The organism is Halomicronema hongdechloris C2206 (genome assembly GCF_002075285.3).
In the GTDB taxonomy this organism is placed as follows: Bacteria; Cyanobacteriota; Cyanobacteriia; order Phormidesmidales; family Phormidesmidaceae; genus Halomicronema_B; species Halomicronema_B hongdechloris.
In genome coordinates this window covers 4,109,391-4,128,834 of record NZ_CP021983.2, presented here as the reverse complement: position 1 = coordinate 4,128,834, position 19,444 = coordinate 4,109,391, and the positions used below count along the sequence as shown (strand labels likewise).

The window sequence follows — 19,444 nt, the reverse complement described above, 5'->3', positions numbered from 1 at the left end:
CTAGGGGCAGTGCTATTGCTTCTAGGATGTTTTTTGTGTTGTCTTATCCTAGAACAAAGACGCTGGAGAGATCCCTGATCCAATGTCGTGGGGATAGGTCTGCCTCAGGTGTTCCTTACCACAGCAGCAAGATGTCCCCAGACATCGTTGTGATGGTGAGTTACTGTGCCTAGCTTAGGGGGCAATGGGATAAAACTCGTCGGTCGCACACTGAATCTATCCGTATCCAACGTTGAGCTTACTATTCGTTCACCGAAGATGCCTATTATGACTGATCAGAAGCCTCCAAGCCTCCCCGCTTGCATTGATTGCAATCGAGGCCAGAGATTAGACTTCGACTTCACCATGGCGTTTCAACCCATCGTGAATATGGCAACACGTCAGATCTTCGCCCAAGAGGCCCTGGTGCGTGGGCTACATGGGGAATCTGCTGGCTATGTTCTAGCTCAAGTAACGGATAAAACTCGCTACGACTTTGATCAAGCCTGTCGGGTCAAGGCCGTGGAGCTAGCTGCCCGACTCAATATCCAAAGCGACCTTAGCATCAACTTTCTGCCTAATGCCGTCTATCATCCCGAAAACTGTATCCAAACTACTTTGATGGCCGCCAAGCGATATCAATTTCCGCTGGATCGCATCATCTTTGAGTTTACTGAGTCGGAAGAGGTAAAAGATCTGACTCACCTCCGTTCTATTGTGGAGGATTATAAGCGTCGGGGGTTTCGTACGGCCATTGATGACTTTGGCGCCGGTCATTCCGGGCTCAACTTATTGGCAGACTTTCAAACTGACTATATTAAGTTGGATATGGCCTTGACTCGGCATATCGATCAAGATAATAGTCGACAGGCGATTGTCAAAGGGATCGTACAGGTCTGTCGAGAACTCTGTGTCGAACTGATTGCCGAAGGCATCGAAACCTATGAAGAGATGCAAGCGTTACAAGACATGGGCATTGAGTTACTGCAAGGATTTTATTTCGCCAAGCCCAGTTGGCAATCCCTAGCCACCGTCCACTGGCCAGCATAACTCATGAACAGCGGGACTGCATTGGCTCACCAGAGCATATCAGCAGCAATATCTAAGTGACTCAACTGACTGTCAGTAGGCATCAAGCCCGGTCATGTAATGGAGACTTCTTCAGTATAACTTGCTTCAAGTACTCAGCCGATCGCCTCAACGCCTTGATCACAAGGGCTTTCGGAACACGTTGACTTGAATACCAACAGAAAACCGGACTGTCACCGCCGAGAACAAAGCAGACTAACGGTATCAAGGCTAGCGGTGCTATGAGGCCAGAGCTTTAGGGCTTGTGGTCAACGGCAGGGGGAGTTGAGACCTAGAATTTTTAGTCTAATCGTCTCCTTGGTAAGGAGATTGCTATAGTTGTGGCCATAGGTTATCTGCGTGCATCTGGCGTTTTTCCATGGTCGAGTCTTCCTTACTGCAACTTCTCCCTGGGCGTCAGCCGACGGCTCAAGATCGCCAACAGTTAATTCGGGCGGTGGGGCAACAGGTGCGACTTTGCCAACAGTCATCACTCTATCGGCTGCAGCAGATGCGGCGGCCTCAGCAGTCAGTGGTTGGAGTGCCAGGGGGAGCCCGGCAACGTCAAGGCACGCCTGCGGCCTCATCCCCACCAGAAGACCTGATTACCCTAAAGTTTCAAATCTGGTCCTTTCGGGTTACTCAGCAAAAAACTCAGGTGTTGTCGACCATTGACGAGGTGGTTGAGCTGTTTCAGCGAGATGATATTACCGGGCGGCTCTTGATCTTGGGAGAAGCCGGAGCTGGCAAGACCCATACCCTCTGGCGGATGACTGCAAAGTTGCTCCAAAGGGCGGCGACTACGGCATCACCGGTTCCGGTGTTGCTGGATTTGGCTGATTGGCAGGGGGAAGAGCTCTTGCCTTGGGTTCAGGGGCAACTTTGGCAGCAGTATCGCTTACCGATGACCCTATCGAAGGTCTGGATGGAAACCCATGCCCTGACCTTGATGCTAGACGGCTTTGATGCCTTGCAGGGTGCCCAACAACGCCAGTGTGCTCGGGTAGTAGAGACCTATATGCGCTCCCATTGGAACCAGACGGTGGTGTTTTGCTGTCGGCGTAAGATTTTAGAGCAGACGGGCATTACCCTGAGTGAGTTTAATGGTGGCATTCATTTGCGGCCCCTAGTGGCGCAGCAGGTGAAGGAGTATGTCATGGGGGTGCAGCGGCCAGAGCTGTGGAAGGGCATTAAAGCCAGTTCAGTCCTGCAGCAGTTGGCTCGGTTTCCCTTGCTGTTGAACTGCTTGGTGGAAGCCTATGATGGCCAAGCAATACAGAAGAAACAGTCGGCACTGGTGCAGGCCTATGTGGAACGCCAACTCAGCCGACCGATTCAGAGTCGGCACTATGGCCAGGGACAACACCCCAATGAGGCCACCACACGACGGTATTTGAGCTGGCTGGCCCAGCGGATGGAACACCAGGGCCATACTTTCTATATTGATGAATTGCGACCGGCCCTGCTGCCAGGGACTAGCGGCTGGGTCTATCGGCTGCTGCTAGGGTTATGCCTGGCCCTATTGGTTGGCTCGGTGTCTCAGCAATGGCTAGTGGGCCTGGCGGTTGGACTGATGGGCTCCCAGGTAGATGTGGAGGCGGCCCCCACCTATCAGTTGTCCTTGGCCAGTTTGACTGGACCGGCGGGGTTAGCCCTGGGATTGCGGGTGGTGATCCCGGCCCTGGTCGGGGCATTGCTATTAGGGGGAGTGGGTTGGTTAGGGGCGGTTCGATTTGGGAATCCTTCGGCTGGTTTCGGGATTGGAGGAATGCTAGGCGGATTACTGGGAGCCGCAGGATTCCTAGTTCTGGAACTGAAGGTAGGCCTGCAAGGGATTATCCAGATTCGCCTGCAGCCCAATCAAGATGTGATGCATGGTGTGCGTCACGGCTTGGGAGCGTGGTTATTGGTGGCAGCGGTGATCGTCGGTATCGGTGCGATCGCAGGTCTATCTCCAGGAGCCTTGATGGCCAGCCCCACAGTGAGAACTGGTCTGGCCTTGTTGCTAGCCCTGGCCCTGTGGTCCTCCTACGGTCTACAGCATTTCCTCATCCGGGGGCTGCTCTGCTTCAGCGCCCAGCGCCCTATGCCCTGGAACTATCGGCGGTTTCTAGGCTACGCCACCGAACGCCGCCTGTTGCAGCAGGTGGGCGGGGGCTATCGCTTCGTACACGACCTGGTGCGACAGCAGTTTCTGCCAGACCCATCGAGCCATCGTCGGCTGGGCTAGGGGCAGTGGAGGGAGCAGTGTCGAGGACCGAAGGTGCCCATACTATCACTGGTTCGGAGCTGTGGCAGTGGTGGCAGATGGCCCGTCAACAGGCGCTGGCGCAACAGATTGACCCTGCCGAGGTGGACTGGCTGGTGCGGGCCATTAGCGATGTAGATGGCTTGTCTTTACGGCTGCAGAGCTTTCGGCAACGAGCTGCGATTCCGTGTCGCTATGGATTGCCGGCCCTAGAAACGCTCTGGCAACGGCGCCGGCAAGAGCATATCCCGGTGCAATATTTGGTGGGTCAGACTCAATGGCGGGATTTCACGCTACAGGTGTCTACGGCTGTGCTGATTCCCCGCCCTGAAACCGAGCTGTTGATTGAGTTGGTGCATGCAGCGGTGGCCCAGACCCCTGCCCTAGAAGCCGGCACCTGGGTGGACTTGGGTACCGGTAGTGGAGCTATTGCCTTGGGCTTGGCTAAAGCCCTGCCCCGGGCTCACATCATCGCAGTCGATTGCTCTGCCGAGGCCCTGGCCCTTGCGGCAGCCAATGCAGCGGCTAATGGACTGTGCGATCGCATCGAACTGCGCCAGGGACATTGGTTTACTCCCTTAGCAGACCTGCGGGGACAACTGGCCGGCATGGTTGCCAATCCCCCCTATATTCCCAGCGCCATGGTCGCGACCCTAGCCCCAGAGGTCGCTGTCCATGAACCCCGTCTGGCCCTGGACGGAGGCCCCGATGGACTAACTGCCATTCAGCACCTGATCGATGCTGCCCCTGACTACTTGCAAGCTAACGGCCTATGGTTAATCGAAGCTATGGCCGGACAACCAGCCACCATCCTGCAGCAGCTACAACAGCACGGCGCCTACTGCGATCTGCAGAGGCATCGAGATTTAGCAGGCCTAGAACGCTTCGTGCAGGCCCGTTGCCAGGGTCCTCAAGGGAGCAGAAGGCACTCTCAATAAGCCCAGCAAAATGGCCCAGATACACTATCCTGAGAGTACCTGTCAATAGACTTAAGAGAATCTTACTGTAGTCTGCAACACTTCCACTCAACAGCTACCTAAAGTCCCCTTATAAGAGGGCTTTTATCGAGCAGGGAGCAAATCAATAGATTTCACTATTGAAAATCGGTTGCATTGAGCCTTGCCATGGAATATCCTTGTCCGTAAGGAATTGCAGGATAATCCCTCCTGACTTCCGTCCTAATTTACAACTGTTCCTATCAGAGCCTGCCGACCTCATGTTCGTCATAGCTCACATGTTCTCATGGCAACGGTAGCCGCCTATGTAAAATCACCCGAATCTTTGGCAAAACCTTATTTGAAAGCTTCCTAAGATGCCTTTACTTACAAATTAGCGCTTTATGCAAGGACCAGGCTCCATGGAATTCTCGATTCCAGATACCCAACTCAATAGCGTTCTGCAGATTGACCGAGTAGAGCGCTGGAACATTTATAGTCGGCTGCAACAGCTAGACGTGTCCTGCAGTTGCAGCAATGGTCAACCCCTGCGAGTAGAAGTAACTACAGCAAGCAGTGCCGTGCAACTGTGGAGTGTCGTGCAACAGTTCACTGCCCCTCGCCATACCTTGATTGAACGCCTAGAGCGATGTCGACAAAAACCGATGAAAAGCCCCGCATCTTCCCCCAGAAAGCGCGGGACTTCCAGTCGATGAAGAGTATCAACGCTATCTACCAGCCCAGCTTGAGGCTGTCCCGAGTCAAGAAGTGCTCAAGATGATAGGCGCGCTCTTCAGTCTTGAGCAGAATTTGCTCGTAGAGGTAGCGAGTAGCTCGGTCTCCCAGGCTTTCTGCCTGAGCAGCCTGACGTCGAAGCACGTCAACCAATGATTGCTCCGCCTTTAGATCATGCTCAATCATCAACCGGCAGCGAAACACATCATCGGACTCTTGCTCAAAACAGCAGAGTTGCGCCAGTTTGCTGAAGGAGTGAGCCGGGATACCTCCTAGCCCATGGAGACGCTCGCCCACATCATGGGCATGTTCTTGCACTTCCCCGTAGCTTTCAGCGAAATACTCATGGAGCATGTAGTATTCAGCCCCCTCCACCACAAAATGATGTTTCTGGTACTGCAGGTAGAGGGCCATGAAGCTGGCATAAGCAACCCCGAGTCCTTCGCAGATCGGCTCTGTGATGCTCTTTTCTAGCAAGATTGGATTGTCAGTAATTTCATTGGATGACTGTAGCAGCGTTTCGGTAGTAGGCATAGCTAATCCCCAGATCTTGTGGTGATTCAACAGATGGTCGAATCCATACTTTCCAGCTCATACCCATCAGCTTACCTCCATTTTTTTGATTTGGTTGCTGGCAAGTCACTATTACAGCAAAAAGTTATCAGTTTTTGCCATGAAACCATTTCAATCGAGAATAAATTGCAATTCCCACGCTTCTTTTTAAGTTTCTTTTCACACTGTTTTGCAAATTCTAATTCACTATTTGAGAATTGCTTTCAACACATAACAATACTTTTGGCTCAGAGGATGTATTAATGACCTATTCACAATCCGAACCCCACTCACCTGCGCCTATGACAACCGACCCGAGCCAAGCTGGAGACCTGATGAAAGAGCTATTCCATCAAGGAGGATTTCGCTTTACGAGACAGCGCCAGAAAATTATTGGTTTGTTCCATGCTTGTCAGGAAGGCCAACACTTGAATGCAGACACCATTCACCATCAGTTGGCCTGTCAAGGTGAACATGTTAGCCCATCGACAATTTACAGAACATTGCATGTCATGGTGAATTTAGGCTTATTGCGGGAGTTAGAGTTGGCCGACGGCAAGAAAAGCTATGAGCTTAGTAATCCCTATGCAGGCGATCATCATCACTTAGTGTGTGTCCAGTGTGGGGCTGTGGTGGAGTTTGAGGAAGACATGACTTCTGAGGTGGCTCACGACCAAGCAGCAAGTCAAGGATATTCCATCCTCGACTGCCAATTTACAATCTATGGTGTCTGTTCCAACTGTCAGCATCACCTGATTCCAACTCATCTCAGCTAGGGTTTGGACTACAGAATTCAGGACCTGCTTAGGGAGTTGCGCCTAAAAAACACCCCATCACCCCATCACCCCATCACCCCATCACCTGCTATCCCCTTGATGGGTACTTTATCTTGACGCGAATCCCTTAGAGGTGATTTGCAAACCGCCTAAACAGTCGTCAGAGCAAGGTTTTCAGAAACACCGCGAACACTCCTGCAAGATCGCTAGAAGCCTTGAGAACACTTGCCTTGACGGTTCTTTAGGATTCCCTTTGCAAATTAGCTCTTAACGCTTGTAGCACAAGGCAGAAGTACACCCCTGGCGGCATAGGAATTTCAGACATCCAAATCGTCCTAACCACACTGCGTTTGCGATAGGGTCTGATTCCTGGATGATGGTCCCCCGTAAATTGAGCGACGCTGTAGGTGAGGTTCTAATGATCGAAAGCCAGAACTCAGTTCTCGCCTAATCTCCAGGCTGTTGAACTATATTCTGGCTCAGAGACGATCTGCTAACCGATTAGGCGGATACCGACTTATTGAACCAGTCGTTGCAGGGACAGCCGAGCGGCGGTGGCAACTTGAGGATGGGCATCTTTCTCCAGGAAGCGTAGGGCTGATTCTCCCTTAGAACTGGGCAGGTTACCCAGGGCCTCGGCCAAGCGCTGCCGCACCAACCAATCCTCGGACTGGGCAAAGGTGAGGATTTCATCTAAGGCTTTCATATCGCCGATCTCGCCAATGGCGGCAATGGCAGCTTGTTGCATGATCTCCTGATCGCTGCCTAGGGCTTCGATGAGGACGTCGTGGGCTTGGGGATTCTTCAGGTTACCCAAGGAGACTGCCGCACTGAATCGGACTAACCAGTCCGTATCTTCGTAGAAGGCGCGCACGAGGGGCCCAAAGGCACGTGGGTCCTCGAGATAGCCTAGAGCACCGGCAGCATCGGCGCGGATGCCATAGTCCGGGTCATGCTCGAGCAAGTTAATCAAGGTATCGCAGGCTTGCTCGTCTGGTTTTAGACCCAGGGCAAAAACGGCCATGGAGCGGACCTGTAGATTGCCGTCATAGAGGACCTTACGGATCAAGGGGGCAGCCTGCTCAGGGGACACCCCCCTCAAGGCAGCCAAGGCCAGCATGCGATCTTTGGGGTCTTTACTATCCAGTTGCTGGGAGATATGCTCTAAGTCAACAATGCTCATGACAGGCTCAAAAAAGTAACAAAACTTTATCTTGCCTAGTATAGCAACCTCTCATGCTGCTTGGTGCGATCGCAGGTCTGGCCCCGTTGCCGATGCTCGGCTTGCATCAGGGGTTTGGAGTTACCTGAAAGTCTGCGAGCTGCTCTTCCCCCTGGCGAGCCGGGATGGAATCGGTGGCCGGTTCCAGGCGCCGGAGCTGAAACCGGCAACGGAAGTGCTGGCGCAACTCAGTGGGTGAGGTGCCATACCAGTTTCATCCTTCTGCCTTCTGCCTTCTGCCTTTAAATAGTGCTGGCGCAACTCAGTGGGTGAGGTGCCATACCAGGGGAGGGGCCGCCACTCCTAGATCCCAGCGAGGGGAGCCAGCCTGGTGCCACTGTTGCCAAAAGTCGACAGAAATCGGGTCCACATCCATGAGCAAGCATCCTCAAAGACTGGTTAGTCCCACTCAGCCGCGGCTCGGCGTTCCACATCGGCAATGGCCTCTCGCAGGTGATGCCAATTGACCACCGTTGCCGGCCAATCCCCCCCTAACTTGCCCTGCTGCAGATACAGCACCCGACTGCAGAACTGTTCCACCCAATCCAGCTGATGGTTAGCCATCAAAATCGCCATTCCCTGAGCAGTGGCTAACTCCTGCAGGCAGGCCAACAGCCGCTCGCCATGACCCACATCCAGAGCCGAGGTGGGTTCATCGAGTAGCAGTAGCGGCGGCTCAGTCACCAGGGCTCGAGCAATGGCTACCCGCTGCCGCTGACCGACGGACAGCTCTAATTCCGTCCGGCCTTGCCAGTCTCGAGGGATTTGCAGGCGCTCTAGCCAATGGTTTACCCGCTTTCGCGCTTCCGTCGCCGCCATCCCCCGCAGTTTTAGGGGATAGTGCATTGCCTCTTGCACCGTCATGCCCAAGAGCTTGGGCTCTTGCAACACTAGAGCCATCTGCTGTCGCAGGGAAACTACTGGCCAGGCTGAGACTGGCCGGTGCTGCACCTGAATCTGACCGTGACTGGCATCCTGTAAACGGTTGATCAGGCGTAACAGGGAGGTTTTACCCGCCCCTGAGGGACCGACTATACCGACAAACTCCCCGGGTGCCAGGCTAAAGGAAATCTGGTTGAGTAAGGGCTGTGCACTCAGGGGGGAGTCTAGCGTCACTTGCTCTAACTGCAACACCACGCTCAAGATAATCCCTCCAAACTCCAGGCTGTCCAGACGATCCAACCATCCACCCATAGCAACAGGCCGGTAAACCCTAGCAAAATCAGATACATCCAGGGCTGGGCCAGGGGCTTCACATCGCCGGTATCAATGCCGGTGTGGCTCTCTAGCTGTTGCACCAGGCGGGCAAATCCGGCAACCCGCATGGGCAGTAAGTAAGCTTGCTGATCCCGGCTGAGACAGTAGTAGACTAACCCACTCTGACCAGTGGTGCGTGGTTTCAAGGCCGTTATTTGAGACCAGTCGAGGCTCCAACCCCGACGCAGTAACCAGCGAATCCAGATCGGGTAGGTCACTCGCAGGCCGACATCATCTAGCACCACCCGCTCGCTCAAGGCCCCATAGAGCCACACAAATGATATCGTCTTTTGAGGCAACGACAGGGGGCCTGATATAGTGAAAGGTAGAAGGAAAAAGGCAGAGGGCAGAATTAGGATGTTTGCTACGCCAAGAATTCACTGATTTGAAATGTCCTAACCTAACTGTCTGTAGCTATACTGTCTGTAGCTATAGTGTCAAATGCTTGGCTGGGATACTTGCCTAGGGCAAATATTTCTGAACCACTTGCCAGCCAGTGAAGGTCACGGTGGCCAGGGCGACGAACAAGATGCCATTGATGCCCACATGCAGGCGGCGCGCCCAGGGGCGACTGACATCAATACGAGCGGCACTCCAGGCAGATAGCAAGACCAGGGTGACCACGGTTAGGCCCGCTGGCAGATGGTAGGAGTGGCCCAAGCTGCCATATTCCCCCAGGGTGCCAATGATGCCGATGCTGAGCAATAACAAGACTAGGCTCACCAGGATTACCCCTACGGCGATGTGCAGCGATCGCACCCAGCCGGGTCGGGGGCGATTGGTCAACCGGGTCAGCGCCAACCAGCCGCCTAAGGTCGCTAACACCAGGTAAGCGGTCACCGATAGGCCCATGGACCAGGCAGCGATACGCCACAACCAGATGAAAGAGGGTAAATCCAATGAACTGGCCTGAACTCGCTAGGGCGAACCGTTGTCTATGGGGATACTATAGCGTTGGCCAGCTAGCTTTAATTGGTCAGATTCCCAGCTCTGGAATGATCTGGTGACGGACTGGACTCAGATGCGATCGCATCAGGTTAGCGCACCAGGAGCGATTCTATTGATGCAGTCGGCTAATCGTTAGTCTCCGCACCTGGGAAAGGCATGTCAATGGCATTCTGCAATGGCTTCTCCGATGGGCTTGATGGACCGAGTTGTGCTTGGGTGTATGCCTTCGACAGCTCCCAGAGCAAGCAGGGCCGATTTTTCCCCCACCGTCAGTCCGGTTGTCCCGATAATCATCATCCCTTCATAGAGCCGATCGGGTCGGAATTGCTTCAGACAGGTGCCGGTTCCGACATCCCAGAGGCAGACAGTGCCGTCCAGACTGCCGCTGACAAGTAGGGCTGGCTGGTTGTGGAGCGGTTGAGCCGTGGAAGGCATGAACGCTATGGAAGTGACGGTGCTAGTGTGGCCTTCCAGGACATGCAAACACTGACGGGTGGCGACATCCCACAGGCGGATGGTGCGATCGCTGCGACCGCTGGCCAGAATCGTGCCATCGGGGCTGAAGGCGACAGCGCCGTGGATGCCGGTATGGCCCAGCAGGCTGTCTAGGCATTCGCCCGAGTCGGCATCCCAGAGTTTGACATCCAGGTTGTGGCCTACGCTAGCGAACAGGTGCCCCTGGGGATGGAAGGCAATCGCCCAGGTGTGACCCTCTTTAGCCGACTGCACCCGAAAACACTCGCCAGTGGCCATGTCCCACCAGCGTAGCTGGCTGTTGTTGCCGGCAGAGACGAAGTAGTGCCCTTGGGGATGGAAGTCGAGACCGAGGATATAGGCATCGGTAGAGAGGGCAATGCTGCGCCAGCACTCCCCGGTTTCCGCATCCCAGAACAGAATGGTGGCGTCGGTGCTGCTGGCGCTGACCAGGTGCCCCTGGGGGCTGAACCCAAAGGCTTGAATCCAGGACTGATTGCGCCAGAGGCTGTGCCGGCAGCGTCCGGTAGCGACATCCCAAACACGGACCTCGCCGTTGAGGCTGGCGCTGGCCAGTAGGTGGCCTTTAGGGTGAAACGACACCTTCCAGATGCTGGCGGTGTGGCCGGGCAGTTCCCGCAGGCAGGTACCCGCCGTGTCCCACAGGCGCACCACACCCCCCAGTCCGCCGCTGGCGATCAGGTCGCCCTGGGGATGGCAGGCAACGGAGCGGATGCCGGTGCTATCCCCCTGAATGGTTTTCAAACACTGCCCAGAGAGGCCGCTCAGGTCTAGGGTGGAGTTCTCGGAGGTTGGCGGAACGTGGCTGATATCCCAAAACCGGACGCTCTGATCCATGCCGACGCTGACGATTGCCTGTCCGGAAGCCCATTCGCCCGTAGGGGTGTGACCGGCGATGAAGGCCGCCGCCCAGACGCTATCTTCGTGGCTCTGCAGCACGGTCAGACATTTTCCGGTGGCTACCTCCCAGAGGCGCAGGGTGCGATCGCTGCTGGAACTCACCAACAGCAAACCATCCGGACTGAAGCGGACGCTGGTGACTTCGGCGGTGTGTCCTAGCAGGGTTTGCAGGCAGACTTCCGTCTCCACGTCCCAGATTTTAATGGTTTGGTCAAAGCTAGCAGTGGCAAAGCGATCACCCTCGGGGTGAACTGCCACCGACCAGACCATACCCCGGTGATCCGTCAGGGTACGGAGGCACTCGCCGCTATCGACATCCCAGATTTTGAGCAAGCAGTCCTGCCCGCCGCTGACGAGCCGCTGAGAGTGAGAGGCGGTAGCGGGGATGAAGGCCAACCCGCTGGCGGGTCCGGTGTGGCCCAGAAAAGTCTTCAGCGACTGGCCTGTGCGCCAGTCCCACAGGTGAATGGCGCGATCGCTGTCCCCCAGGCTCCCGGCCAGGAAGCGCCCGTCGGAGGTAAAGGCCAGGGCCCAGGGTCGTTCAAACTGCCAGGCTTGCAGGCACTGGCCAGACTCAACCTCCCAGAATTTAATGCCGGAATCCATGCTGCCGCTGGCCAGGAGGTTGCCGTTCGGGCTGTTCGCATCGCGTTGCGGAGCAAAGGCTAGGGCAAACACAAACGTCGAGTGGGCCTGGAGGGTGAGCAGCGGAGTGCCGGTCGACACCTGCCACATTTGAATCGCGCCGTCTTCACCGCCGATGGCCATGCGATCGCCATCGGGACTGATCGCCAAAGAGTTGGGATGGGGAACCGGTTCGGCAAAGCGGCAGGCGATCAGATGAGCATCCTTGAGATTGACCCGATGGAGAGGGGTCTTCTGTAAGCAGGCTTGTCGAATGGTCAGGTTAGAAAAGTCATAATCACTCAGGTCTAAGTGCAAGTGACTCATCAGGTTGATTAAGTTGCCTGCCCCATAGCTCGACCCTCGGGTTTCCGAGCGTCGCACCCGTGTCAAGATGCGCAGCATCTGCTGCTCTAGAGCAGCGACTGAGCTGAAGCATTCGGCCAGATGACGAGCAATGGGCTGCAAAATCAAGCGAGTTTGGCTGTCTCGTACGTATTCCTTGGCGGTGGCTTTGATTAGGGCATAGGCGTTGAAGATTAGCCCTTCAGAGGAAACCGCGTCGAGATCGAGGGTGAGGGTTTCGAGGGCGTCTCCGACCTGCTCAATCACCTGCTCAGTCATGTATTCCATGACCACAGGCTGCTGGGTAAAACGGGCATTTTTTTGCTCAATCAGACTGCGCCGAGCCAGAGATTCCAGAGTTTCCAGCAACCGCTGCTTGGGCACCGGGGGCACGATATCGGCCTGCAATTCGGCGATGGTCACCCATTCGCGATTTATCGCCAGCCAAAACATCACCTGCTTTTCCAGCCGGGTAAGCCGCTGCATCTGCTGATTGAGCAGACGACGAATGCCGTTAAAGACCAGGGTTTCTTCCCCTAAAAAAGCGTCCACATCACTGTCAAATAACTCCCGAATAGAGGTGGCGACAATCTTCAGCGCCAGGGGATTACCGCTATAGATCTCCATCAGGCGACGGCGCCCCGCGGGGGATTGGGACAAGCCAATGGCGTCGAACAGGTGATCGGTATCGGCCGGCAGGAGACCCGGCAGTCCCAGGGATCTTACCGGCAGCGTTTCTCCCTCTAAGTCGGCGATGGTTTCCGGTTTCTCACGACTGGTGAGTACCAGACAGCTTGGGTGGGGAAGCTCACCCACCTGACGCAGCAGCTCACCGTAACCCTCATACCCTTGCCGATAGGCGCCGGCAAATTGTCCCCCCTGCAAAACCGTTTCGTAGTTATCCAAAATCAACAGGCAACGGTGCTGCCGTAGGTAGTGCATGAAGCGCGACAGCAGCGGTCCGACGGTCAGGGATGCCGCCGTTTCCTGCTGACCGGAGAGCACCTGAATCAGATCCGTCAGCAGCAGTTCTAGGGGCGGGGCGTTGCGGAGGGTACGCCAGATGATGTGGGTGAAGGAGTGGGTGGGTGAAGGAGTGGGTGGGTGAAGGGGTGTTGGCGTAGCCTGTCCGGAGGGATTGGGGGATAGGGGGGAGGTTGTCAGCTGATCTTCCCCACCTTCCTGACCTTCTCTACTCACCACCGACTGCTGCGCCAGCTTCACCGATAAGGCCGTCTTGCCGATGCCGCCCATGCCCAGGATGGCGATCAGACGGCAGCGATCCTGCTGAATCCAGCGCTCCAAGGTGGCGAGTTCGGCGGTGCGTCCGTAGAACAGGGAAACGTCGATGGCCTCGCCCCAGTCGATGGTTTGGGGGGATGGCTCCGGGGACGGGGCAATCGCGGTGGAGCCTGATGGCGGGAAGGCGTCGGGTGCCTGAGATAGGCCGGGATGCTGATAGTCGGTGCGTTCCAGGAGCAGGTCGAAGGCCGCAAAGACCTGGGACAGGGTTTGTTTATCGACGCCGACCTGAGCATCGAGAACGCGGGCGATAGTGCTGAGGGCCAGCCGGGTGCGATCGCACAGCTCTTCCAGGGTGAAGCGATCGCCTCCGTTCACCGTCTGCTCAAGTTGTCGCCGGGCAGCCTCGAGTTTGTGCTGACCTTGTAACGATAGAACAACACCCCGCCGCCGGCTCTTCTTAGCGGTCATAGTCATGGAAATTCGACCTTACAAACGGCGACGTTGCAGGCCAGGGAGAGCCATACCGCTTGCAAGGGTTTATCCAATTTTAATTCAGTTATTTCACTTAAGTACGAGTTAAGCGCAAACCGATACAGTCGCTAACTAATGCAACGGCGCAGCGGCTTAAATTGCCGCCTTGAAGCGATAAAAGTCGCCATTAAGTTGGCAGTTAACTGCAGCTATCTCGTCTTGTTTTTCCAATAGACTGACTCCAAACTTGAAGCATAGTCAATGTTATGAGGTACTGATGCCTCGGAACTCAGAACTCGACGCAATCACTCCTCGCTTCCAGTCAATGAGTTCCAACGCTGTTCATTCTTCCTCCGCTTTTTTTGCCACAGAGGTTTCTATGCTTCACCACATTTCCGTTGCCGTGAATAACCCTCGCCACGTCGCCACCGTCATGGCTGAAATCATGCAGGGACAGGTGGCGCCGTTTCCGTTCAACCCCGGCAGCTTTGTCGCGATGGCTGGCGATGAGCTAGGCACGATGATCGAGTTCTACCCGCTGGGTTCAGAACTGATTCCGGATGCCCATGAGGGGCAGGCAGGGTTTCGACTGGTGCCGCAGCCCACTCGCTATGTGTCCTTTCACGCAGCGATTTCGGTACCGATCAGCCTGGAAGAAATTGAGCGGATCGCCGATCGCGCAGGTTGGCGCGTGTTCCCCTGTAGCCGTGATGGGCTGTTCGACGTGATCGAGCTGTGGGTCGAGAACTGGCTGATGATCGAGTTGCTGACGCCCGCCATTGCCCCCAAGTACCTGGCGGCCTTCAGCCCTGCCAACATTGCCGAACTGGTCAATCAGCTCTCCCTGGTCGATGCCCGGAGGTAATTCCTATGCAAACGTTAATCCCATCCCCCGATCTCACCCTTACCATTCGCCCCGGCACGGCCGCGGATGCCGATGCCTGCGGCGAGATCTGCTACGAAGCGTTCAAGGCCATCAGCACTCAGCACAACTTTCCCCCCGATTTCCCAACTCCGGCAGTCGCCCACGGCCTGATCTCGATGCTGTTCTCTCAGCCTGACCTCTACTACTCGGTGGTAGCAGAGGTCGGCGGCCGCATTGTCGGCAGCAACTTTCTGCAGGAAGGGTGTGCCATCGCCGGCGTTGGCCCGATCACCGTTGCCTCCGATATCCAGAATGCCTCCGTGGGCCGACACCTGATGGCAACCGTGTTAGACCGGGCGCAGCAGCAGGGCTTTGCCGGAGTGCGGTTACTGCAGGCGACCTTCCACAACCGTTCGCTGTCCCTGTACACCAAGCTTGGCTTCGACGTGCAGGAACCCCTTGCCAACATTCAGGGGCCGCCCCTGAACCTGCAAATTCCGGGCTATCCTGTCCGCCCCGCGACTGAAGCGGATTTGCCGGGCTGCGATCGCCTCTGCCAGGAAGTTCATGGCTTTACTCGCAGCCACGAACTGCTGGCCACGATTCGTCAGGGCAGCGCCACCGTGGTAGAGCACGACAGTCGCATTACCGGCTACGCCACCCTGATTGGCTTTTTCGGTCACGCCGTGGGCGAAACCAACGAAGACCTGAAGGCGCTAATCGGTGCAGCTCCAGCCTTCGAGGGTTCAGGCTTTATGCTGCCTAGCCGCAACAGTCATCTGTTCCGCTGGTGCTTAGAACACGGTCTGCGAGTGGTTCAGCCTATGACCCTGATGAGCCTGGGGCTATACAACCAGCCCAAAGGCGTATTTCTCCCCTCAATTCTGTTTTAAGCTCCCCCGTCCGCAGGTTGAATCATCGTCGGGTCATCACCCGACAGGATGCCCTGAAGCACTCCCCGGCGATGGGTGGCACTACAGCACGCTCCTCCAAATAGTCTCTCCCTCGCTTTAACGAGGGGTTACTTTACCCTGCCACTTTCTAGGAGTTTTTCTCATGCGCTACTCAACCTTTGTACATGCAGTTATGACAACTGCCTTGATGGTGTTATCCCTTAATGACCATTCACCCCCCCATGCTTTCGAGACACCTGAACCTATTGCTAACGTTGCGATCGCAGGCGAAAAACCAGTCGAGGAATACACCATCGCCTTAACAGGCTTCCCCCCGCAATAATCCCAATCCAAGACTGAATCTACTGCAAAAAAAGGAGTTTACCGATGTCCGCCTATTGCGTGTTCGACTTACTCAACGTTACAGATCCAGAAAAGATGGAGCAATACCGCGCTGGCGTGTTTGACAACGTGGCCCGGCACGGCGGCAAATACCTGACCGTTGGAGGCAACCCCGCTGTCGCGGAAGGCCACTGGCAGCCGAACTTTCTAGTCGTTATTGAGTTTCCCAGCCTGCAGCAAGCCCACGACTGGTATGACTCCGACGACTATGCCGACTTAAAAGCCCTGAGCCTCTCTGGCTCAGAATCCAACGCTGTCTTCGTTGAAGGCTTCTAATAGGCAAAGGTCTCCCCCACTCCCCACATCACAAAGGCCCCACCCATGACCCAAGCCACTCTGCAACAATCCCTAGAAATCGGCGATCGCTACCACTACCAGACCCCCATCCAGTGGCCCCAAAAGACCCGCGAACTCCATAGCCACCACTTCGACTCCACTATCTGGAACGAGTTTCAGTTCCGCGATGACGACATCATTATCGGCAGCTACGCCAAGTCCGGCACCACCTGGACCCAGCAGATCGTCGGTCAGCTCATCTTTAACGGCGCACCCGATGTGGAAGTGGCGGTACTGTCTCCCTGGCTGGATCTGCGCATCCCTCCCAAGGCAATCAAGCTACCAGAAGTGGAAGCCCAGACCCATCGCCGCTTCCTCAAGACCCACCTGCCCGTCGATGCCCTGGTATTTTCCCCCAAGGCCAAATACCTGTACGTCGCTCGCGATGGCCGAGACGTAGTGTGGAGCCTGTACAACCACCACGCCAATGGCAACGAGGCGTTCTACGATGCCCTCAACAATACCCCCGGACGGGTCGGCCCCGCCCTGGAGAAGCCGTCCGAATCGGTGGTGCAGTACTTCCGCGATTGGCTAGACAACGACGGCTATCCCTTCTGGCCGTTCTGGGAAAACATCAAAACCTGGTGGGCCATCCGCCACCTGCCCAACGTCATGCTGCTGCACTACGCCGACCTGAAGCGCGACATGCCGGGTCAGATTCGCGAAATCGCCGCGTTCCTCGATATTCCCATCGACGAGAACCAGTGGCCCACCATCCTTGAGCACTGCAGCTTCGATTACATGAAGCGCCATGCCGAGAAAAGCGCTCCCCTGGGAGGTACTTTCTGGGAAGGGGGTGCCCAAACCTTCGTCCACAAGGGCACAAATGGTCGTTGGAAAGACATGCTGTCCACGGAAGACAGCCAGCGCTACGAAGCGATCGCCCTGGACCAGTTAGGAGTAGACTGCGCCCGCTGGCTTGTAAATGGCATGGCCTAAATCCCCGGTTAGGTGCTGCTCAATCTAAAGCACCAATTTAATCAGCACCCATACCCAGTTCAAACCGAGACCTAAAACTATTCCTCAACACAACCCATATTCATACCTAATATCTGATTCAGGGAGCCTGACAATGGCTTATCTCTATACCCCGACTCAACCGCCTCCATCTTCACAAACCATTCACCCAATCGGAGGTATTGACATGACCCTTGGAGGCAGTTGTTTATGTAAAGCCGTGAGCTATGAGATCACCGGCCCGCTAGGCCCGACCGGGCATTGCCACTGTTCTATTTGCAGAAAAGCTCACGGGGCGGCCTTTGTTACCTGGACGCTTATCAACTCCGAACAGTTTCGGTGGACATCGGGGCTGGAATTGGTCCAGGGATACGAATCATCGCCGGGCCGGCAGCGGTGCTTTTGCCGGCAGTGCGGCTCTCACCTGGTCAGCACTGAAGCGGGCAACGTCACCGAGGTGGTCTTGGCCACAATCGATGGCGATCCAGGGGTGCGTCCAGAAGAGCACATTTTCGTGGATTCCAAAGCCCCGTGGTATGAGATTACCGATGGGTTACCCCAATCTGCGGCGTGGCCACCTGGCATGGACCCCTCTCTCCCCTTGAAGGTATGACAATGACGTGCCCTCCCCTGTCTCAATACCCTCTAGCCTCACCTCATCCATCGCGCGTGATGCCATTGATGTATAGCCGTCGCCATTTTGACGGAGTTGAAGGATTAGCTATGAAAATTGTGCTGCTAGGTAACGCCGGTGCTGGCAAAAGCACGATGGCTCGACGACTGATTGGCGATCGCCATTGCCCGTCTATCCCTGGATGAAATTGCCTGGAGCTGCTTCAACAGTTTCTTGCTCAGCACCACCATTGGATTATCGAAGGCTGCTACAGCGACCTGATTGAAGCCGTTCTACCCCACTGCGATGAGCTGTGGTTTCTCAACCCAGGCATTGATGTTTGCGTCGCTCATTGCCGACAGCAACCTTGGGAACCCGAAAAGTTCGACACGTCTGCGCAGCAACAAGCAATGCTCGATCAGCTGATCGAATGGGTCAAGCAATACGAAACACGAGCAGACGAATATGGCCTCAACCGCCATCGGCAGATTTTCGCGGCGTTTCCGGGTAAAAAGCGCGAATTTACAACCATTGAAGCCTACAGCGATGCAGAAAAGATCTGAAAGGATTGCCAGTTAAAAAAACTCACAGCCACTGCCCACGACCGTTAGGCTGCTCAACTCATGTACTTTCCTACACTCGTTGCGGAGGTAAGACGCCATGATAGTGACCCACACGACAGTGACCAACACACAATCTGGAACTAACCTGTATGAAGTTGCTGACGGTATTTACCGGATAAACACCCCAGTACCCGGCTTCTCCTTTAACCAGTACCTGATCGTGGATGAGGAGCCGCTGCTATTTCACACGGGCCTCCGCAAGCTGTTTCCAATGATCCATGAGGCCGTTGCCAAATTAATCCCTATCGAGAGGCTGAGATACATCGCGTTTTCCCATGTAGAGGCCGATGAATGTGGCTCACTGAATGAATGGCTAGCGGCTGCTCCCCACGCTATTCCAGTCTGCGGCAAGATTGCAGCCATGGTATCCATCGAAGACATGGCAGATCGGGCTCCCCATGCACTCGCGGATGGAGAGGTACTCTCAGTTGGGAAACACTCGGTCCGATGGTTTGACACGCCGCACCTGCCCCATGCCTGGGAGTGTGGCTATTTGATGGAAGAGGCTACGAAGACATTGTTCTGCGGAGATCTGTTCACGCAGGGGGGGGCAGACTTACCTCCCCTGATAGCATCAGACATCCTGGGGCCGAGCGAGGTCTTTCGACAGCAGATGGACTACTACTCGCACACGAAGAATGGGCGAGAGATGTTAGAGCGATTGGCCTCAACCAAGCCGAGAGTACTTGCTTGTATGCACGGAAGCGCGTGGCAAGGTGATGGAGCCAAGTTGCTACAAGCCCTGGCCGAAGAACTCTCTGAATGAGGCGTAGCCCAATAAGAGCATGCACCAGATCAGAACTTAATAGAGTTGTTGGGGAATAAGCTCAAAAATCCTCGAAATTCCTTATTAGTAAGGCTTTCAGTGATTTTTTTTTGACTGTTTCCTAATCGTCCCCGACTCCTGTCGCTAATAACGACGCTAAGTACTGAAATAATCACTGCGAGGAAAAAC

At 55.4% G+C, this 19,444-nt stretch carries 20 protein-coding genes; 14 read left to right on the top strand and 6 right to left on the bottom strand.

The window, feature by feature from the left end:
* The first annotated feature begins 267 nt into the window (after positions 1-267).
* From XM38_RS18700 to XM38_RS18690, 4 genes are all read left to right on the top strand, one after another.
* Positions 268-1,029, top strand: a complete 762-nt coding sequence (locus tag XM38_RS18700) for an EAL domain-containing protein (protein WP_080808202.1) — start codon at positions 268-270, stop codon at positions 1,027-1,029.
* Between the two features lie 397 nt (positions 1,030-1,426).
* A complete protein-coding gene (locus tag XM38_RS27190) occupies positions 1,427-3,277 on the top strand; it encodes an NACHT domain-containing protein (protein ID WP_225889358.1) in 1,851 nt (616 codons plus the stop codon).
* Between the two features lie 17 nt (positions 3,278-3,294).
* Entirely contained in the window at positions 3,295-4,233 is a 939-nt protein-coding gene (gene prmC, locus XM38_RS27185) for a peptide chain release factor N(5)-glutamine methyltransferase (protein WP_225889357.1), read from the top strand.
* Between the two features lie 419 nt (positions 4,234-4,652).
* A complete protein-coding gene (locus XM38_RS18690) occupies positions 4,653-4,946 on the top strand; it encodes an Asr1405/Asl0597 family protein (RefSeq protein ID WP_187329465.1) in 294 nt (97 codons plus the stop codon).
* Positions 4,947-4,962: 16 nt separating this feature from the next.
* On the opposite strand, the gene XM38_RS18685 is transcribed toward XM38_RS18690, so the two are convergent.
* A complete protein-coding gene (locus XM38_RS18685; protein WP_088430679.1) occupies positions 4,963-5,499 on the bottom strand; it encodes a DNA starvation/stress protection protein DpsA in 537 nt (178 codons plus the stop codon).
* Positions 5,500-5,819: 320 nt separating this feature from the next.
* On the opposite strand from XM38_RS18685, the gene XM38_RS18680 reads away from it, so the two are divergent.
* The gene (locus tag XM38_RS18680) at positions 5,820-6,293 is read left to right on the top strand and encodes a Fur family transcriptional regulator (RefSeq protein ID WP_080808194.1); all 474 of its coding nucleotides are present in this window, start codon (positions 5,820-5,822) and stop codon (positions 6,291-6,293) included.
* Positions 6,294-6,810: 517 nt separating this feature from the next.
* On the opposite strand, the gene XM38_RS18675 is transcribed toward XM38_RS18680, so the two are convergent.
* The 5 genes from XM38_RS18675 to XM38_RS18655 form a co-directional block, all read right to left on the bottom strand.
* Entirely contained in the window at positions 6,811-7,476 is a 666-nt protein-coding gene (locus XM38_RS18675) for a HEAT repeat domain-containing protein (protein ID WP_080808191.1), read from the bottom strand.
* A 438-nt stretch (positions 7,477-7,914) separates the two neighbouring features.
* Entirely contained in the window at positions 7,915-8,709 is a 795-nt protein-coding gene (locus XM38_RS18670) for an ABC transporter ATP-binding protein (protein ID WP_080808188.1), read from the bottom strand.
* Positions 8,655-9,149 carry a hypothetical protein gene (locus tag XM38_RS18665; RefSeq protein ID WP_391540817.1) on the bottom strand — a complete coding sequence of 165 codons (495 nt, stop codon included), beginning with the start codon at positions 9,147-9,149 and terminating at the stop codon, positions 8,655-8,657. The genes XM38_RS18670 and XM38_RS18665 overlap by 55 nt, the downstream gene beginning before the upstream one ends.
* A gap of 85 nt (positions 9,150-9,234) precedes the next feature.
* Positions 9,235-9,672, bottom strand: coding sequence for a DUF4079 domain-containing protein (locus tag XM38_RS18660; RefSeq protein ID WP_080808184.1), 438 nt, complete (start codon positions 9,670-9,672; stop codon positions 9,235-9,237).
* Positions 9,673-9,879: 207 nt separating this feature from the next.
* Positions 9,880-13,797: a WD40 repeat domain-containing protein gene (locus XM38_RS18655; RefSeq protein WP_088431771.1), complete on the bottom strand. Its 3,918-nt coding sequence runs from the start codon at positions 13,795-13,797 to the stop codon at positions 9,880-9,882.
* A 382-nt stretch (positions 13,798-14,179) separates the two neighbouring features.
* Between XM38_RS18655 and XM38_RS18650 the strand changes: the two genes are divergently transcribed.
* From XM38_RS18650 to XM38_RS18615, 9 genes are all read left to right on the top strand, one after another.
* Entirely contained in the window at positions 14,180-14,665 is a 486-nt protein-coding gene (locus XM38_RS18650; RefSeq protein WP_088430677.1) for a hypothetical protein, read from the top strand.
* A 5-nt stretch (positions 14,666-14,670) separates the two neighbouring features.
* The gene (locus tag XM38_RS18645; RefSeq protein WP_088430675.1) at positions 14,671-15,558 is read left to right on the top strand and encodes a GNAT family N-acetyltransferase; all 888 of its coding nucleotides are present in this window, start codon (positions 14,671-14,673) and stop codon (positions 15,556-15,558) included.
* Positions 15,559-15,721: 163 nt separating this feature from the next.
* On the top strand, positions 15,722-15,901 hold the full coding sequence (locus tag XM38_RS18640) for a hypothetical protein (RefSeq protein ID WP_137455169.1): 180 nt from the start codon (positions 15,722-15,724) through the stop codon (positions 15,899-15,901).
* Positions 15,902-15,945: 44 nt separating this feature from the next.
* Positions 15,946-16,236 carry a DUF1330 domain-containing protein gene (locus XM38_RS18635; RefSeq protein ID WP_080805786.1) on the top strand — a complete coding sequence of 97 codons (291 nt, stop codon included), beginning with the start codon at positions 15,946-15,948 and terminating at the stop codon, positions 16,234-16,236.
* Between the two features lie 45 nt (positions 16,237-16,281).
* Entirely contained in the window at positions 16,282-17,235 is a 954-nt protein-coding gene (locus XM38_RS18630; RefSeq protein ID WP_088430673.1) for a sulfotransferase domain-containing protein, read from the top strand.
* A gap of 133 nt (positions 17,236-17,368) precedes the next feature.
* Entirely contained in the window at positions 17,369-17,866 is a 498-nt protein-coding gene (locus XM38_RS18625) for a GFA family protein (RefSeq protein WP_256995677.1), read from the top strand.
* 110 nt (positions 17,867-17,976) lie between these two features.
* A complete protein-coding gene (locus XM38_RS29115) occupies positions 17,977-18,072 on the top strand; it encodes a Rab family GTPase (protein WP_391540787.1) in 96 nt (31 codons plus the stop codon).
* A 204-nt stretch (positions 18,073-18,276) separates the two neighbouring features.
* Entirely contained in the window at positions 18,277-18,429 is a 153-nt protein-coding gene (locus XM38_RS26470; RefSeq protein ID WP_202978920.1) for a hypothetical protein, read from the top strand.
* Between the two features lie 97 nt (positions 18,430-18,526).
* Complete coding sequence (locus tag XM38_RS18615; RefSeq protein WP_080805791.1) at positions 18,527-19,255, top strand: oxygen-binding di-iron domain-containing protein; 729 nt, start codon at positions 18,527-18,529, stop codon at positions 19,253-19,255.
* The last annotated feature ends 189 nt before the right edge of the window (positions 19,256-19,444 follow it).

Excerpts from the sequence above, each read along its gene's own strand:
- XM38_RS18630 (WP_088430673.1), top strand. The coding sequence starts at position 16,282 with ATGACCCAAGCCACTCTGCAACAATCCCTAGAAATCGGCGATCGCTAC.
- XM38_RS18640 (WP_137455169.1), top strand. The coding sequence starts at position 15,722 with ATGCGCTACTCAACCTTTGTACATGCAGTTATGACAACTGCCTTGATG.
- XM38_RS18645 (WP_088430675.1), top strand. The coding sequence starts at position 14,671 with ATGCAAACGTTAATCCCATCCCCCGATCTCACCCTTACCATTCGCCCC.
- XM38_RS18655 (WP_088431771.1), bottom strand. The coding sequence starts at position 13,797 with ATGACCGCTAAGAAGAGCCGGCGGCGGGGTGTTGTTCTATCGTTACAA.
- XM38_RS18650 (WP_088430677.1), top strand. The coding sequence starts at position 14,180 with ATGCTTCACCACATTTCCGTTGCCGTGAATAACCCTCGCCACGTCGCC.
- XM38_RS18670 (WP_080808188.1), bottom strand. The coding sequence starts at position 8,709 with ATGGGTGGATGGTTGGATCGTCTGGACAGCCTGGAGTTTGGAGGGATT.
- XM38_RS18690 (WP_187329465.1), top strand. The coding sequence starts at position 4,653 with ATGGAATTCTCGATTCCAGATACCCAACTCAATAGCGTTCTGCAGATT.
- XM38_RS18675 (WP_080808191.1), bottom strand. The coding sequence starts at position 7,476 with ATGAGCATTGTTGACTTAGAGCATATCTCCCAGCAACTGGATAGTAAA.
- XM38_RS18635 (WP_080805786.1), top strand. The coding sequence starts at position 15,946 with ATGTCCGCCTATTGCGTGTTCGACTTACTCAACGTTACAGATCCAGAA.
- XM38_RS27190 (WP_225889358.1), top strand. The coding sequence starts at position 1,427 with ATGGTCGAGTCTTCCTTACTGCAACTTCTCCCTGGGCGTCAGCCGACG.
- XM38_RS26470 (WP_202978920.1), top strand. The coding sequence starts at position 18,277 with ATGCTCGATCAGCTGATCGAATGGGTCAAGCAATACGAAACACGAGCA.
- XM38_RS18615 (WP_080805791.1), top strand. The coding sequence starts at position 18,527 with ATGATAGTGACCCACACGACAGTGACCAACACACAATCTGGAACTAAC.
- XM38_RS18700 (WP_080808202.1), top strand. The coding sequence starts at position 268 with ATGACTGATCAGAAGCCTCCAAGCCTCCCCGCTTGCATTGATTGCAAT.
- XM38_RS18680 (WP_080808194.1), top strand. The coding sequence starts at position 5,820 with ATGACAACCGACCCGAGCCAAGCTGGAGACCTGATGAAAGAGCTATTC.
- XM38_RS29115 (WP_391540787.1), top strand. The coding sequence starts at position 17,977 with ATGAAAATTGTGCTGCTAGGTAACGCCGGTGCTGGCAAAAGCACGATG.
- XM38_RS18625 (WP_256995677.1), top strand. The coding sequence starts at position 17,369 with ATGGCTTATCTCTATACCCCGACTCAACCGCCTCCATCTTCACAAACC.
- XM38_RS18685 (WP_088430679.1), bottom strand. The coding sequence starts at position 5,499 with ATGCCTACTACCGAAACGCTGCTACAGTCATCCAATGAAATTACTGAC.